Annotated in this window: 17 protein-coding genes, 1 pseudogene and 1 other annotated feature (1 of these 19 running past the window's edge); of the genes and pseudogenes, 4 read left to right on the plus strand and 14 right to left on the minus strand. The window is 37.4% G+C overall.

Annotated features, from left to right (window positions below; all coding sequences use genetic code 11):
• Nucleotides 1-5 precede the first annotated feature (5 nt).
• The gene (locus MHB55_RS13310; protein ID WP_144535516.1) at nt 6-548 is read right to left on the minus strand and encodes a CvpA family protein; all 543 of its coding nucleotides are present in this window, start codon (nt 546-548) and stop codon (nt 6-8) included.
• Nucleotides 549-552: 4 nt separating this feature from the next.
• Nucleotides 553-813 carry a cell division protein ZapA gene (gene zapA / locus MHB55_RS13315; protein ID WP_144535514.1) on the minus strand — a complete coding sequence of 87 codons (261 nt, stop codon included), beginning with the start codon at nt 811-813 and terminating at the stop codon, nt 553-555.
• Nucleotides 814-892: 79 nt separating this feature from the next.
• On the opposite strand from zapA, the gene rnhC reads away from it, so the two are divergent.
• Complete coding sequence (gene rnhC, locus MHB55_RS13320) at nt 893-1,831, plus strand: ribonuclease HIII (protein ID WP_144535512.1); 939 nt, start codon at nt 893-895, stop codon at nt 1,829-1,831.
• A gap of 18 nt (nt 1,832-1,849) precedes the next feature.
• Nucleotides 1,850-2,374 (plus strand): GNAT family N-acetyltransferase, encoded by a 525-nt coding sequence (locus tag MHB55_RS13325; RefSeq protein WP_340863420.1) that lies wholly within the window; start codon nt 1,850-1,852, stop codon nt 2,372-2,374.
• Between the two features lie 90 nt (nt 2,375-2,464).
• On the opposite strand, the gene MHB55_RS13330 is transcribed toward MHB55_RS13325, so the two are convergent.
• The 6 genes and pseudogenes from MHB55_RS13330 to MHB55_RS13355 all read right to left on the minus strand — a co-directional run bounded on the left by MHB55_RS13330 (nt 2,465) and on the right by MHB55_RS13355 (nt 5,876).
• A complete protein-coding gene (locus MHB55_RS13330) occupies nt 2,465-3,544 on the minus strand; it encodes an NAD(P)H-dependent flavin oxidoreductase (RefSeq protein ID WP_144535508.1) in 1,080 nt (359 codons plus the stop codon).
• 22 nt (nt 3,545-3,566) lie between these two features.
• Complete coding sequence (locus MHB55_RS13335) at nt 3,567-4,052, minus strand: NUDIX hydrolase (protein WP_229654119.1); 486 nt, start codon at nt 4,050-4,052, stop codon at nt 3,567-3,569.
• A gap of 36 nt (nt 4,053-4,088) precedes the next feature.
• A pseudogene (locus MHB55_RS13340) lies at nt 4,089-4,562 on the minus strand (GrpB family protein); the annotation flags it as partial.
• Between the two features lie 13 nt (nt 4,563-4,575).
• On the minus strand, nt 4,576-5,115 hold the full coding sequence (locus tag MHB55_RS13345) for a DUF402 domain-containing protein (protein WP_229654042.1): 540 nt from the start codon (nt 5,113-5,115) through the stop codon (nt 4,576-4,578).
• Between the two features lie 14 nt (nt 5,116-5,129).
• Complete coding sequence (locus MHB55_RS13350; protein WP_144535502.1) at nt 5,130-5,450, minus strand: hypothetical protein; 321 nt, start codon at nt 5,448-5,450, stop codon at nt 5,130-5,132.
• 12 nt (nt 5,451-5,462) lie between these two features.
• Complete coding sequence (locus tag MHB55_RS13355) at nt 5,463-5,876, minus strand: NUDIX hydrolase (protein WP_340863421.1); 414 nt, start codon at nt 5,874-5,876, stop codon at nt 5,463-5,465.
• 244 nt (nt 5,877-6,120) lie between these two features.
• On the opposite strand from MHB55_RS13355, the gene MHB55_RS13360 reads away from it, so the two are divergent.
• Nucleotides 6,121-6,312, plus strand: a complete 192-nt coding sequence (locus tag MHB55_RS13360) for a hypothetical protein (protein WP_144535498.1) — start codon at nt 6,121-6,123, stop codon at nt 6,310-6,312.
• A 49-nt stretch (nt 6,313-6,361) separates the two neighbouring features.
• On the opposite strand, the gene MHB55_RS13365 is transcribed toward MHB55_RS13360, so the two are convergent.
• The 4 genes from MHB55_RS13365 to MHB55_RS13380 form a co-directional block, all read right to left on the minus strand.
• Nucleotides 6,362-7,078, minus strand: coding sequence for a Fe-S oxidoreductase (locus MHB55_RS13365; RefSeq protein ID WP_144535496.1), 717 nt, complete (start codon nt 7,076-7,078; stop codon nt 6,362-6,364).
• 126 nt (nt 7,079-7,204) lie between these two features.
• Complete coding sequence (locus tag MHB55_RS13370; protein WP_144535494.1) at nt 7,205-8,626, minus strand: sodium:solute symporter family protein; 1,422 nt, start codon at nt 8,624-8,626, stop codon at nt 7,205-7,207.
• 267 nt (nt 8,627-8,893) lie between these two features.
• Nucleotides 8,894-9,457 (minus strand): hypothetical protein, encoded by a 564-nt coding sequence (locus tag MHB55_RS13375; RefSeq protein ID WP_151113585.1) that lies wholly within the window; start codon nt 9,455-9,457, stop codon nt 8,894-8,896.
• Between the two features lie 73 nt (nt 9,458-9,530).
• Entirely contained in the window at nt 9,531-10,004 is a 474-nt protein-coding gene (locus MHB55_RS13380; protein WP_144535490.1) for a hypothetical protein, read from the minus strand.
• A gap of 380 nt (nt 10,005-10,384) precedes the next feature.
• On the opposite strand from MHB55_RS13380, the gene MHB55_RS13385 reads away from it, so the two are divergent.
• Entirely contained in the window at nt 10,385-10,831 is a 447-nt protein-coding gene (locus MHB55_RS13385; RefSeq protein ID WP_144535488.1) for a general stress protein, read from the plus strand.
• Between the two features lie 120 nt (nt 10,832-10,951).
• Here the strand turns inward: MHB55_RS13385 and pheT are convergent, their stop codons facing one another.
• On the minus strand, nt 10,952-13,363 hold the full coding sequence (gene pheT, locus MHB55_RS13390; protein ID WP_340863422.1) for a phenylalanine--tRNA ligase subunit beta: 2,412 nt from the start codon (nt 13,361-13,363) through the stop codon (nt 10,952-10,954).
• Between the two features lie 12 nt (nt 13,364-13,375).
• Nucleotides 13,376-14,413 (minus strand): phenylalanine--tRNA ligase subunit alpha, encoded by a 1,038-nt coding sequence (gene pheS / locus MHB55_RS13395; protein WP_340863423.1) that lies wholly within the window; start codon nt 14,411-14,413, stop codon nt 13,376-13,378.
• 47 nt (nt 14,414-14,460) lie between these two features.
• Nucleotides 14,461-14,657, minus strand: a binding site (T-box leader) (it continues 36 nt past the right edge of the window).

A 14,657-nucleotide genomic window follows, 5' to 3' on the forward strand; every position in this document is an offset into this window, starting at 1 on the left:
AGATATTACTTTTCTAAATAAATATACCACCAGTTTTTAACCATCTCAGATAGGATTGGCGTATGTTCAAGCATCCATGAAGTTAAGAATGAACCTGATGTAATATTTTGTATAAATTCAATTGGCAATAGCGCAAAAACATATAAAAGGACGAATATGATGAAATAAAACTCTATAAATCCTAGAATTGCTCCTGCAACATTACTCACAAAGCCTAGTATAGGCAAATACTTTAAAAAATCAAACATGGAGGCTATTAATTGTAAGCCAAACTTAACAACCATAAAAATTAAAGTAAACGCGATAATCCGGTAAAACGTTTGGTCTAGGTCCAATGTTTCTACTGCAATTGTTAATGATGAATCTGAGGTTACTGCAGGAAATGGTATCCACAGAACAAATTTGTCTGCCAGTGGTTTATAATAGATATAGGCGACGATGAGGGCAACGATGAAGCCCGTCATATGAATAAGTTGAACGATCAACCCACGTCTAGCGCCAGTTACAAAGCCGGCAATTAATAAAATCAGGATAATTAAATCTAACATTTTTTCAGTCCTTTAGCCTTTTCAATTCTTCTTCTAGAAGTTCTAGCTGTTCTTTTACTTTTATGTAATCGTTTACTGCATTAACAGCGGTAAGCACTGCTAATTTTGCGATATCTAGCTGTCTATTATGAGAGTGTATTTCTCTCATTTTATCATCTACGATGGAGGCAACGAGTCTCATATGACCAGATGTTTCAGTTCCTGCCATTTTATAATTCTGTCCATAAATATCGACAGAAATCCTTGTTTTCTCTTGTTCTGACAAAGACATACCCTCCCCCAGAAAATCCTATGTATAATAATAACACGAAATAGATTACGTTGTGAAGAAAGGAACAATATGAATGTCAAATGAAGTTTTATTATTGCCAGCTAACGAAATAGAAAAAGTGAAGGCACATTACTTAAAATTCAAAATCGAACGCTCTGCACCAGGGGTAGTTTTCGCTGCTAAGCTTGTAGATACAGCCATCACCATTTATAAATCAGGAAAGGTAATGTTTCAAGGAAACGGTGCTTCTAGAGAGGCAGCTCTTTGGAGCGGAAACATTTCTCCAGCAAATCCTATAAAGAGCAGTTCGTCAAAAGGTGACATTCTCCCGGAAAACTTCACCACATTATCCGTGATCGGTTCTGATGAAACAGGCACTGGAGATTATTTTGGTCCCATTACTGTAGCAGCCTGCTATGTACCTGCACATCAAGTAGAACTTGTGAGAGAACTGGGAGTTAAGGATTCCAAAATGCTAACAGATGAGCTGATGCGTCGAATTGCCCCAGACCTGATGAAAACATTGTCCCATAGTGTGCTCGTATTAAAAAATGAAAAGTATAACGAAATTCAAGGTCGAGGCTGGTCCCAGGGTAAAATTAAAGCAATGATGCATAACCAAGCCTTAAAGCATGTTTTAAATAAAATAGAGCCAGAAAAGCCCGCTTACATATTAATTGATCAGTTTGCAGAGCGTGGTATTTATTACAACCATATCAAAATGGAGAAGGAAATCATACGTGAAAATGTTTTGTTTTCGACAAAGGCAGAGCAATTACACGTTTCAGTCGCTGCAGCTTCCATTATAGCAAGATATGCTTTCTTGAAGGAAATGGACCGTCTTACGGAAATAGCACATACCACTATTCCAAAAGGAGCTAGTGCAAAAGTGGATGAAACAGCTGCAAAAATTTATTTGAAGCATGGAGAGGAATTCCTTAAATCTATTACAAAATGGCATTTTGCAAATACACAAAAAGCCATGAAACTTGTTCAAAAAAGAAAATTTTAACGTGTGGAGGGGAAATGAATGAACATAGTAGGTGAAACAGAAAGATTATGCCTTGTAGTATTCGAAGAAAGATTTTTGGATTCAGATAAGCTGTTTTGGGGAGACAACGACGTGATGAAATCATGTGGAGGAGCATCTTCCCATGAAGCATTACCTAGAACTATAGAGTTTTATCGCGAATGTCATGAAGAGAAAAATTTGTCTGTTTATGCTGTGATGGAAAAAAGCTCGGGAGAGATTATTGGAGCAGCTGGCTTCAACGTCGAGGATAAAATAGAAGAAGTAGAATTAATCTATCATTTTAATAAGAAATCTTGGGGGAAAGGATATGCAACTGAAGCGGTAGCTGCTTGTATGGACATCGTAAGGAATCATCCAAATGTTCTTATTGTGTCTGCTTCTGCTAGTATAGAAAACGCAGGATCCCTCAAAATTTTAGAACGAGCTGGTTTTACATATCTGGGACTAAAATGGTTCGATGATACCCAGCAGGAAGAGCCTGTTTATGAATATAGACCGAATAAGGAAACCATATTACATTAGATTCGTAATGTGCAGTGCTTTTAAATACAATATTGTATTATCTGGGGAGGTTCATGGAATTACTATGAACCTCCTTTTTTCTGAGCTCTTTTAAAGCCTAATCCTATCTAATATTAAAGCCGCCTCATTTGCAACACGGTTAATAAGCTGTTCAACTGTTTCTTCTCTCGCTAATGTTGGGCCTTGTCCAGACCAAAGAGACATGAACTCTGGATTTTTTTGTTGAGAGGCTAATTTTCTTAAATTTTGTGTAAGAGCATTTTGTACAGGAAATGGAGGAAGAACTGCTTCGTGCTCTTTCATTTCCTTCATAAACTGATTTTCAATTCCTCTAGCATCCTTACCTGAAAATGCCTTCGTGGTTACTATGTCCTCACTTTTTGCTAGAAGTATTGCTTGTTGATGTACTGGATGTGCCCCACTTTCTTTACAGGTTAAGAATGCAGTCCCCATTTGTACTGCCTCTGCTCCTAAACAGAGCGCGGAAGATAGCCCTCTACCGTCCATTATTCCACCTGCAGCAATAACTGGAATGTCTACTTGGTCTACCACTTGAGGAACAAGAGCTATTAAACCAATCATGCTTTCGTTGGAATCGCATAGGAAATTCCCTCGATGGCCCCCTGCCTCACTCCCCTGAACAACTACCGCATCCATTCCTAAACTTTCAACGGCTATTGCTTCAGATACATTAGTAGCAGTACCAATCGTAAAAACTCCTTGACGTTTAAATGTTTGTATAGTTTCTTTAGATGGTATCCCAAAGGTAAAGGAGCAGACAGGTACGTTCTCATCCAAGACAACCTGTATTAACTCTTCATAGATACACATTTCAGTTTCTCGATTAGGTAGAGAAGGCTCTCCAACCTGTTGATTTAAAAGAAGCTCATAGGTCTCTATTAGTCGTTTTGATTTTTCTATCTGTTCTTCTTTAATCTCATAATGTTCAGGCACAAACAAATTTACTCCGAAACTTGCGTTAGTTTCTGATTTCACTTGTTTTATCTGATGGCGTAAATCATCTGGTTTTAAATACCCTGCGCCAATCATGCCGAGTGCTCCTTGATTGGAGACAGCGCTTACTAAAGCAGAGGTTGTCGCCCCACCAGCCATTGGCGCTTGAATGATAGGGAATTTTAAATCTAACGCTCTAATAAAAGTATTGTCCATAATAGGAATCCTCTCTTTCACACTAGTTTTTCTTTACTTGCCATTGTTCATAATAAGTAGCTTCTATAGAAAACTTTTTTGTACGCAGCCATTCAAAAGCTTTTAGTACTAAAGGAGATGAATTTTCCTTAGTTGCTTCCTCTTCAGCAATCCAAACAGCCCCTAAAGAGTCTTGACCTTCAAAAAGAAGAGGCTTTGTTATGGAACCCCCTGTTTGCTCTACTAAATAAAAAACTGCAATATGATGTACGGCCGTACCTTCTCTCCAATCTGTATGAATCATAAAATCAGCAGTTCCTATCTGTTCAAGTACATCTATTAATAACCCCGTTTCCTCTAAAAATTCTCTCTGGACTGCCTCTTTAAGTGATTCCCTAGGTTCTAAATTTCCCCCTGGAAGATCATAGCGGTTGATATAAGGCCCACTATTCTTTTCAATGACTAGGAGCTTCTTTTCCTGCACGCATATACCATAGACACCAAAGGGTCTATGAAAATTTAGTTGTATCCTTTTTTTCCAGCGCTGAGCGTTTTCCTCTATTTCTTGAACAATCTTATCTTTTCCATTAATATAGCTCTCAATATCAAAGGGAAACAGTTTAGCAAGTTTGCTCTTTAGTTCTCCATATCTATTTAAATCCACGGGGTGTACCTTTAAATAATCTCGAAAGACAAGATGTCTCTCTATTTCTGGATTCCCTTGTTCATAAATATGTATATGATGTGTTCGATTATTTTCCCCCTTTTGAAAGTAACGTCGACCAGGTAAACCATTTTCTCCTTTTGGTGTATACCCTTGCTGAATCATTTGTTGATTGAATAAATCGACCTTCTCAATATCACGTACTACCGGCATCATATCTATAATTGGCTTTGCTGAGAGTCCTTCTACTGAAGTACTTCCTATATGATGTATTTCAAGTAACTCTTCCTTGAAAATCTCATTTAACGTCTTTGATTCTTGCTCAAAGAGTAAAGCCCAATCCTTTGAATATTCAATGACTTCAACTTTTCTCATGTTTATCCTCACTTTACTCTAGAAGCTCTAGCAATAGGTTCTTATGAGCATTCGACTGTTTTAATATATCAAATTTATTTTCTTTTAGTTCACCCATAATTTTATCAGCTGTCTGTTTTGCATGGTTATACTGTTGGTAATTTATTTGTCCTTTAAGTAAAGCCTCTTCAAGCTCATCTTCGTCTATAAGGTAATAATCTCCTGATGGGAGGACAATGATATCTAAAAATAAGTCATCCCACCATGGTCCGTTATAGTCCACTCCGTGTTTATAGCAAATATCTATATACCATTGAACTACTTCTCCGTTATGATTAAACATCGTTGTTACCGTATAATTTTCTTCATTTGGATATTGTTGAAGCCACATATATCCATCGTCTACAATACAAATCTTCTGAGAGTCATAATTCACCCATAAAGGTTCTCCAATTTCAACTAAATGTAAAAGAGAGATTCCTCCAGTAAATTGCTCTGAAAAAGTATCTTTAAAAATATATTGTCTCTTTAAAATTCTAGACCAATCCGAACGATTACCGTACTTTCTTTTCATCATTTACGCATCCTCTAATAGGACAATGTGACATCAATTGTGATTAAAGGCAAATTATTATTATTTAAACCATATAAATCGATAATTTCTGGGATTTCACTTTTATCGTTTAATGTAATAGACACACTGTTACCTTGGACAATGATTTCTCTATGCTTGGAATCATACAAGGTATCACCATTTTCTATTAATATATCAGTAGATAAATACATATAAACGGCAATCGGAGTATAGTGGATGAGTATGCCCACTCCTAAGCCGTCCTCCTCATTAATAAAATCCCTTTCATTCAAATTAGTATCTTTTGTATTTTCATTTTTAAACAAATTAAACAATATCATATCCTCCTAATTTTTTTGATATATATATGGCGCTGCTGATTTTAACAAGCTGTTAATACCTCCAGGTTGATAGGGCATCTTGTTATCTACAGTTTGCTTATCCATCCATCTTAATTCTTCAATTTCTTCTGGATTTATTATGCAACATTCACCAGCAATAATTTTCATCTTGAATGTCACAAACAATACATGACTGTTCTTATGTTGAAAAAATGCTTCATTAAGTGCTATTACTCTCTCTACCTCTGTCATTAACCCTGTTTCTTCTTGGACCTCTCTTACAATAGCCTGCTCCAATGTTTCTCCATTCTCCACCGCACCTCCAGGAAGTGTCCAGCTAGCCCCAGTGTTCCGGACCATTAAAAAATTCTCCTCATTTGCATCGGCAATCAAGCCATAGACTACATCTACTCTTTTCATTACTTATCAATCTTCCTGTATACTGAAATTTGTTGCTCACATATCTTCTAGGAGCTTTATTAGAATTATATCAAATGTATGATTTCATTTTTAATAATATTTTAAATTTTTAGCAAACTGTTGTTCGATAATTATAGGATTATCTTTAGTTTTATGGGGTATATATTTAACAAATCTATCGATTAATACGTCTCACTAAGATTTCTTTCTTTGAAGGTAAGAGCTTTTGGTGGGAGGTGATTAGTTGAGAAGAGTCTATGGAGTAAAAAAATTAATGACATATCTAGATTCTGTTGGCTATCCACTAACAGAAGAACAAATCCATCAGCTTATGCTAAATAAAGAAATACCACATCTTAGACCAATCGGAGACATTATAGCCTTTAATTTAGACCATATAGATTGGTGGATCAGTCACAAAAAGATTTCTCCATAGAACAAGCCCTGCCTTTGTGGCAGGGCTCTATTTTGGGATAGAATGTAATTTATTTATTTGTTTTAGGACAGTAGCCGCATGCTCCTTGACCTGGTAAATCCATAGACATACAACAGCTTCTACGAATAGGCTGATTTACTAATACTGCTGGATTTCTACCTTGAGTGTATTCGTAGAATAGAGATTTAGTGGAGAATAATTTCCACACCTCTGGGTTCTCGAGTATTTCAATATCATCCATAGCTTGACCAGCGGTAGAAGGATCTTCTAAGAGCTTCTCATACTGATTAACAAGATGAACGAAAAAGCTTTCCCAAATGATTAGCGGTGAAATACTTGTTGTATTTCTTAACTGCTGTACTATTTCATATCCTTGCTTACTTAAAATCTTTCGGATGACCTCTTCTCTCTCTTCTTCCTTCACGTAACGAAAATCATTTGGATTGATGAACATAGCTATAGTATATGCACCATATTCCTTTGTAACATCGAAATGAAGCTCTGTGTGCTTGCCATCCCAAACCATGTCGTAAGCAGCCAGCATGTAAAATTGATTGGCAAAAAACATACCGTATCTTTTAGCAAAATGGGAAACAGCTGCTACTTGGTTTTTTGCTTCGGTAATCCCCTGCATCAACTTTGAAAAATCATCCTGGAAAAATTCCTTACTTAGTCGCTCTAATGTAAAAAGAGTTCGAAGCGGCTTAGACGTGTATATTCGATGTTCATTTAATATAAATTCTTGCTCAAACGTTATTGCTGGCATATTATCACCTATTCAAAATAATTTACTTAGTACCTCTATTTTAAAGGAAGGGCTAGCCATTGCAACATTTCGAGCCTAAACCAAAAAATAACTCTATACCGATTACCAAATCGGATAGGGATATTTTTATGCCTCTACAGATGTTTCACTTGAATTAGGCATTATTTTTGAGGTAATCATAGTTAATAAAACCGATATTATCACACCCCATAAAATTCCTATGGTAAGTGATACTATAGAGCCAGCTATGATACCGATCCTCGCTCCCCAAACGGAAACTTGACTATTACTTGTCCCCATCGTAAACTCTTGACCTTTCCTCTTTTTCCAAAGTAGCCCTACTATTAATACTGGAACAACTCCACCTCCCGCCATGGAATAGGCCATGGAAAATAAATCGATAATAGAGTCTGCCCAAATGGCTGTTCCAATAGTAAAAGCTCCAATAACAATGACCCCTATCCTCGTTAACCTTAAATAATAGGAATCTTCTTTTGGCTTCATATTTGGAATGACTAAGTCATTTACAATAACTACTGCAGCAGAATGTAGAAGTGAGGAGGCACTAGAGATGGCTGCCAAGAAAATCATGATGAAAAAGGCAAGAGCAGCTAATTGAGTCATTTCCTCAAGAATTAACCACGAGATTGCTTCGTCTGCTGCCAAATTTGGGTTTTGCAATTTTACAACCATACCTGCGATTGTGGCAAATATCGTGAAAATTATCGCGACTACTCCACTTATTAGCATTGCACGACTAGCCGCTTTAGGGTTTTTCGAAGCAAAACACCGCTGCCAATATACCTGTGCAGCTAATATTCCCAACGTACCCGTTACAAACAGAGAAATTACCTCCACAGCTGATAGATTCATTTGTGCTAACTCGATAGCTCCAACATTTTCTAAGCCACCCTTAAGTGTCGAATAACTAAAATCAACTTTATCGAATACTTGTATGTAAAACCAAACTGCAATTGCAATGAGTATCCCTCCCTGTATTAGATCGGTCCATACAACGGAATACATACCGCCAACAGCAGTGTAGATGATGAATACTGCAGAAAAAACTAAAATCATCAATAGCGGGTCGGCACCTGTGAAAGCTGAAAATAGCGCTCCCATCCCCATTGCCTGACCACTAACCCAAGCAATCATAATAGATGAAGTTAAAATAGCTATTAAACTACGAGAATACCTATCTCTTATTATTAAATCGTCCATCATTTCTGCTAACGTATTATATGTAAATTTTGCTGCAAATCCTGCAAATATTAGAGCGAACAAAATTTTTGCTCCTTGTTCGCCAATGACAAAGGGCACATTTGCTATTCCAATCTCATACCCCTTGGATGAATGTCCAACAAAATTTCCAACTCCCATAATAGTTGCGATATCTGTGAACAGTAATAGAAAAAAGGGTAATGTACCTCCAGCAATCGCGTAATGTGCAAAGCTAGTATCCGCTTTTTTCTTAAACAGGAATGACATTCCAATGAAGACTATAGATAACGTGATTGTAACTGTCCATGTCCAAAAAGCTAAACCCATCCAACCCCTCCATCTTTTTGTATTTGCAAACATTATTAATAAAATAAGTAAATTATTAAAAATTTGCTATTACTTTATTACCCCTGCTTAGATGGTATAAACCATAATAAAAGAACGAGATAATTTTTTCTTCCACTAGTGTTAAATTAATCCAACAAAAAAAGACTGCTAACACTCGATTTGAGTATGTAACAGTCTAAAACTAATATCATTTTTATTCACTCTTACTATGTGGAACATAAGTTACATTATCCAATTACAAAAACTTTATGGATACCATGCTAGTTTACTATCACTGTCTAACGGCTTGGATTGGATTTCCTTACTCAATGTATCGAACCATTTATTTAAAATCTCATCCTTAGGTAGCTTTGAATCCTTATCATCTTCCCAAATTATATGAGAAAACCACGCACCTGTTAGCCATTCAAATTGTAGCTCAGCATATGCAATGTTAGGATGCTCCGCTTGAGTAAAATTGTCATTTACAGCAGTGGCAACATTTGATGCTTGAGGTAGTAATTCGTTTTCAATTTTTTCTTTAATAGATTGACTGTCAAGTTGATCCCACATAACTAAACCGCCATCTATTTGATAAAAAATGTCGAAGGATGGTTGTTCACCTAAATCCACCAATACAAAGGCACGTTCTACAGTATTATTAGTTGCTTTAACCGTGTTTACAATAATATTCTGTGCCATTTCCACCCAATATTCCATTGCATCTTCTACAGTCGACTCTATGTAAAACTCAGATTCCAATTCAGAAACAGCTGTCTCTCCCTTATTAACATCTTCTATTTTCCTAAAAAGACGGTTAAAAAAACCCATTTTCTACACAACCTCCTTATTTTAATATTCATATTCATTTAATCTTAAAGAATATGTAATCTGCATCATTAATTTATAATGGTCCACCTTCAAAGCCAATCGGCCAACCATCTTTTTTCAATTTTACCTTATACTGAAATTCATGTGGACGTTCGCTATAAAAGGCTACTGTAAATCCTGAAAACAGATGATCATCAAAATTGATCATCCTTCCAAAGGATATGGTAGCTAGATAATAGTCTTCTATCTCATGAGTTGGAAAGAATATCTTCAAATAATTTAATGCACGGTTAATGTGCTGAGGCAACTGAGAGAATATTTCCCCTGCCAGTTCAATAAATTCTTCTGAAGGATCTTCTGTATCCCCTTGAACAAATATTTCTACCTCTTCCCACTCCCCAATATCTAGACTACAAAACCATTGCTTCGGAAGAAAATTATCTGCTTCACTTTGTGTTAAAGACTTCGAAAGAATAAGCTGTTTATTCAAAATTTCTTTTATGTTGGGTATTGCTTTTATTGGCTTGCTTGGTTTAAACGAATTCATACTATGACCTCTTTGTTTTTTCTAAATTTATTAAGCGATGATTATCATAAAACGGAAGGATAGTGCCTGCCATACATTACCTTAACTGATTATTAAATAACTATAGAGATAGAGAAGAAAATAACTAAAACAACGCAACAGGCCAGTGAAATAAAAAAGGGATGATTTAAATAATATTTTTTGATACCAGTGATCATTGCAGGGTTTAGTCACCTAATGAAGAAGGAGCAAGCTAACTCATCTTAATGTATTTCCTATGAAATTAATGCAGTAATTTAATTATAGAATCATTTACCCAATTATGGAAAGTGGAAATATGTCTAGAAAAACTAAAGAAAGGGTAAAGAATATTAGTTAAAGCAAACAGGAGGTAATTTTTTATGGAGAATCATGTTATTGGCGTATACGAAAACGAACAACAAGCAGCTGAAGTTGTTAAAGATTTAAAAGATAAAGGTTATACAACTGATGAAATTTCAATTATTGCTAAAAATACAAAGGAACTTTCTGAAATTACACAGGAAGTAAAACCCTCCACTAAAGATGGAGCCATTGCGGGAGCTTTAACTGGAGGAGCAATTGGCATAGCGGGAGTTATAGCAGGGTTATCTACAGTATTGATTCCCGGATTTGGCGCTGTGTTGGCTGCAGGTCCTATCATTACAACAATTGGAGGCGCAGTCGTAGGGGCCAACTCTGGTGCTGGTGGATTAAAACATGCTCTTATGGAAATCGGAGTCCCGGATGATGAAGCAGAGCGATATTCTAATGATGCTCAGGATGGAAAAGTCCTGGTATTTCTTCACCCCAAAAACCCACAAACGTAAGGGTCGATTGAATGGTCAGCTTAACTACTGTGTTAGTTTAAGTACATCACTGTTCCCCTTCACATAGCTATAAAAAGGAGCAGCACCAATTTAAGGGCTGCTCCTTTTTCTTTTATTCAATCATCCTCTTAGCTCTGCTCCTGCTTGTTCAGCAAGTGCTTTTAGAACTTTGTTGTGAGCATTGACTACTTCTTCGTCAGTCAGTGTTCGTTCCGGATCGAAGTATGTTAGAGAGAATGCAATTGATTTTTTGCCTGGTTCCATTTTTTCGCCTTCATATAAATCGAAGAGATGCACAGCCTTCAACAGTTTTCCGCCTGATTGCTGGATAATCGCTTGGAGCTCTCCAGCAGCTTTTTCACGTTCCACTACTATTGCAATATCCCGAGTAATAGATGGGAATTTAGAAACTGGTGCATAATATAATGTTTCTACTTCTTTATTTAATACTTTTACTAAATTCAATTCGAACACATACGTTTCTTTTAAGTCGCGGGCTTTTTGTTCTGCTGGGTGTAATTGTCCGATAATACCTATTTCTACACCTGCTAATTGAATGGATGCAGTTCTTCCTGGATGCATACCTTCAACAACTGTACGTACAAATGTTAAATCCTCAGTGTGTCCAAGGAGATCCATCAAACCTTCCACAATTCCTTTAAGCACGAAGAAATCTACGCTCTTCTTCTCACCTTGCCAGCTATGCTCTACCCATTTACCAGCAATAACTCCTGCTAAATGCTCTTGCTCTTGAGGAAGACCAGATTCCGTTTCCCCTAAGAATACAGAGCCAATTTCATATAATGCAACTGTATCGGCTTGGCGAGCAGTGTTATACGTTACAGCTTCCAACAAATGTGGGATTAAGCTTTGACGTAACGTGCTGCGTTCCTCACTCATTGGCATTAATAATTCTGTCACTGGAGCAGATTCTAATGCAAACTTTTGAGCCATTTCTTTTGAAGTTAATGAATAAGTGATTGCTTGATAAAGTCCTGCACCTTCCATAAATCCTCGCACTTGGCGACGTTTTGCTTGGTAGGAAGTTAAACCACCAGGCTTCGATTCTTCCACTGGTAATGTCATTGGGATTTCATCATAGCCATACATACGAGCGATTTCTTCTACAATATCCTCTGGGATTTTAATGTCCTGGCGACGTGTCGGAGCTTTAATATACAAATATCCATTAGCTACTTGGAAATCAAACTTCAAACGAGTTAATATAGATGTCATATCTTCTAGAGAAATTTTCATTCCTAAGCGACTGTTGATGAAATCAGGAGATACGATTACCTCAGCAGGAGATTTATCTAACTTATCTACAACTACAGAACCAGCTAACACCTCTCCACCAGCAAGTTCTGCTAATAGGCTAGCTGCACGTTCAGCTGCTAAAACAACTCTGTTAGGATCGACACCTTTTTCATAGCGGGCACTCGCGTCACTACGTAAATTATGATCTTTAGAAGATTGGCGAACAGAACTTGCTGTAAAGTACGCAGACTCGATAACTACTGTTGTTGTACCATCATGAACCTCTGAATTAGCGCCACCCATAACTCCAGCAAGAGCAACTGGTTCTTTACCATTAGTAATAACTAAATGATTAGATTTAAGTGTACGCTCTTGATCATCAAGTGTAACAATTTTTTCTTCTTCATTTGCTAGGCGAACAACGATTTCCTTTGTAGCAAGGCGATCATAGTCAAATGCATGAAGTGGTTGGCCGTATTCCATTAACACGTAGTTTGTAATATCTACGACATTGTTATGAGGACGGACACCAGCTGCCATTAGACGATTTTGTAGCCATAGTGGTGACTCTTTTACTTGTACGTTTTTTACAACCTTCGCAATGTACAAAGGATTTTCTTCTATTGCATCCACACGAAGCTTTATATAGTCTTCTGCTTTTTCAATGCTTTCTGTATAGGCCGCTTCTGGGTATTTCATATCTTCAGAAAGAATTGCTCCTACTTCATAAGCTACTCCTAGCATACTTAGTGCGTCAGAACGGTTTGGTGTTAAACCTAGTTCTAACACTATATCGTCCAGGCCTAATAATGGAAGTGCGCTTTCACCTGGTACAGCTGTTTCAGGAAGAACATAAATCCCTTCTGCATATGCTTTTGAGACAAGGCGGCCTTCTATACCTAGCTCCTGAAGAGAACAGATCATACCGTTAGATACTTCTCCACGTAGCTTTGCTTTCTTAATCTTAATGCCACCTGGTAGCACTGCACCAGGACGAGCAACGATTACTTTCTGACCAGCGTCTACGTTAGGAGCACCACAAATGATTTGAGTGATTTCATCTCCTACATCTACCTGACAGATGTTTAACTTATCAGCTTCCGGATGTTTCACCTTTTCTTTTACATATCCAACTACAACATTTGTCATGCCTTGAGAGCGATCAATTACTGCATCTACCTCAATACCTGAGCGTGTGATTTTTTCTCCTAAATCCTTTGGATTCAATCCTTGTGTGTTTACATATTCTGATAACCATTTCGTCGATACTAACATGTCATTTCCTCCTTACACTTCTGTTCGGTGGAATTGCGATAAGAAACGCACATCATTTGTATAGAAATGACGAATATCTTCCACTCCATATTTCAACATTGCAATACGCTCTGGCCCCATACCAAATGCAAAACCAGAAAGCTTTTTAGAATCATAGCCAGCCATCTCAAGGACGTTAGGATGAACCATACCTGCTCCTAGTATTTCAATCCAGCCAGTCTTCTTACATACGTTACAGCCGCTACCTCCACACTTAAAGCAAGAGATATCCATCTCTACAGATGGTTCTGTGAATGGGAAGAAACTTGGACGCAAACGAATTTCGCGATCCTCTCCGAACATCTTCTTCGCGAATAAAGATAATGTACCTTTTAAATCACTCATACGGATATTCTCACCGATTACTAGACCTTCAATTTGAGTAAATTGGTGTGAATGTGTCGCATCATCATTATCACGACGATACACCTTACCAGGACAAATAATTTTAATCGGTTGACCTTCTTTTGCCTCCATTGTGCGCGCTTGCACTGGAGATGTATGCGTACGTAACAAAATATCCTCTGAAATGTAGAAGGAATCCTGCATATCACGAGCTGGATGACCTTTAGGTAAGTTTAAAGCTTCGAAATTATAGTAATCCTTTTCAACCTCAGGACCTTCTGCAATTTCATAGCCCATGCTTAAAAATAGATCTTCAATCTCCTCGACAACGCGAGTAAGTGGATGATGATTCCCGGTTTTCACTGGACGACCAGGTAAAGTTACATCAATAGATTCTTTCTCTAGCTGCTCTTGAATCGCTTGCTCCTGTAATAAGGTCATACGGGCTTCTAATACATTAGTTACTTCCTCTCGTACTACATTGACAAGTGCCCCCATCTTCGGACGCTCCTCGGCTGGAAGTTTACCCATTCCCTTTAATAAATCCGTGATTGGGCCCTTTTTCCCTAAATATGCAACTCGCACGTCATTTAATTCTTTTGTGTTTTGTGAAGCTTCAATTTTTTGTAGAGCTTCTTCTTTCAACTGTTGAAGTTGTGCTTCCATTTTAAAAATCCCTCCTAATTGACAAAATAAAAAATCCTCGCCCCTATAAAAGGGACGAGGACTATTTTCGCGGTACCACCCTGATTATTGCACAAAAAAACGTGCAATCACTCAATTCGACTAACGGCTCTACACCGGCACACCTTTACAGTAAATACTGGTCCCGGTGGCAGCTAACGGGGTGAACTTCTATATGAAATCTTCATCTACGCTTCCAGTCAAGGCGTAAAATCCCTACATTCGA

It is taken from the genome of Psychrobacillus sp. FSL K6-1267 (genome assembly GCF_038003265.1).
In the GTDB taxonomy this organism is placed as follows: Bacteria; Bacillota; Bacilli; order Bacillales_A; family Planococcaceae; genus Psychrobacillus; species Psychrobacillus faecigallinarum.

Bases quoted from the DNA above. Each gene is read 5' to 3' on its own strand.
- MHB55_RS13310 (WP_144535516.1), bottom strand. From the start codon at position 548: ATGTTAGATTTAATTATCCTGATTTTATTAATTGCCGGCTTTGTAACT.
- MHB55_RS13345 (WP_229654042.1), bottom strand. From the start codon at position 5,115: ATGAAAAGAAAGTACGGTAATCGTTCGGATTGGTCTAGAATTTTAAAG.
- pheT (WP_340863422.1), bottom strand. From the start codon at position 13,363: ATGTTAGTATCGACGAAATGGTTATCAGAATATGTAAACACACAAGGA.
- MHB55_RS13375 (WP_151113585.1), bottom strand. From the start codon at position 9,457: ATGGGTTTTTTTAACCGTCTTTTTAGGAAAATAGAAGATGTTAATAAG.
- pheS (WP_340863423.1), bottom strand. From the start codon at position 14,413: ATGGAAGCACAACTTCAACAGTTGAAAGAAGAAGCTCTACAAAAAATT.
- MHB55_RS13380 (WP_144535490.1), bottom strand. From the start codon at position 10,004: ATGAATTCGTTTAAACCAAGCAAGCCAATAAAAGCAATACCCAACATA.
- MHB55_RS13325 (WP_340863420.1), top strand. From the start codon at position 1,850: ATGAACATAGTAGGTGAAACAGAAAGATTATGCCTTGTAGTATTCGAA.
- MHB55_RS13365 (WP_144535496.1), bottom strand. From the start codon at position 7,078: ATGCCAGCAATAACGTTTGAGCAAGAATTTATATTAAATGAACATCGA.
- MHB55_RS13355 (WP_340863421.1), bottom strand. From the start codon at position 5,876: ATGAAAAGAGTAGATGTAGTCTATGGCTTGATTGCCGATGCAAATGAG.
- MHB55_RS13385 (WP_144535488.1), top strand. From the start codon at position 10,385: ATGGAGAATCATGTTATTGGCGTATACGAAAACGAACAACAAGCAGCT.
- rnhC (WP_144535512.1), top strand. From the start codon at position 893: ATGTCAAATGAAGTTTTATTATTGCCAGCTAACGAAATAGAAAAAGTG.
- MHB55_RS13370 (WP_144535494.1), bottom strand. From the start codon at position 8,626: ATGGGTTTAGCTTTTTGGACATGGACAGTTACAATCACGTTATCTATA.
- MHB55_RS13330 (WP_144535508.1), bottom strand. From the start codon at position 3,544: ATGGACAATACTTTTATTAGAGCGTTAGATTTAAAATTCCCTATCATT.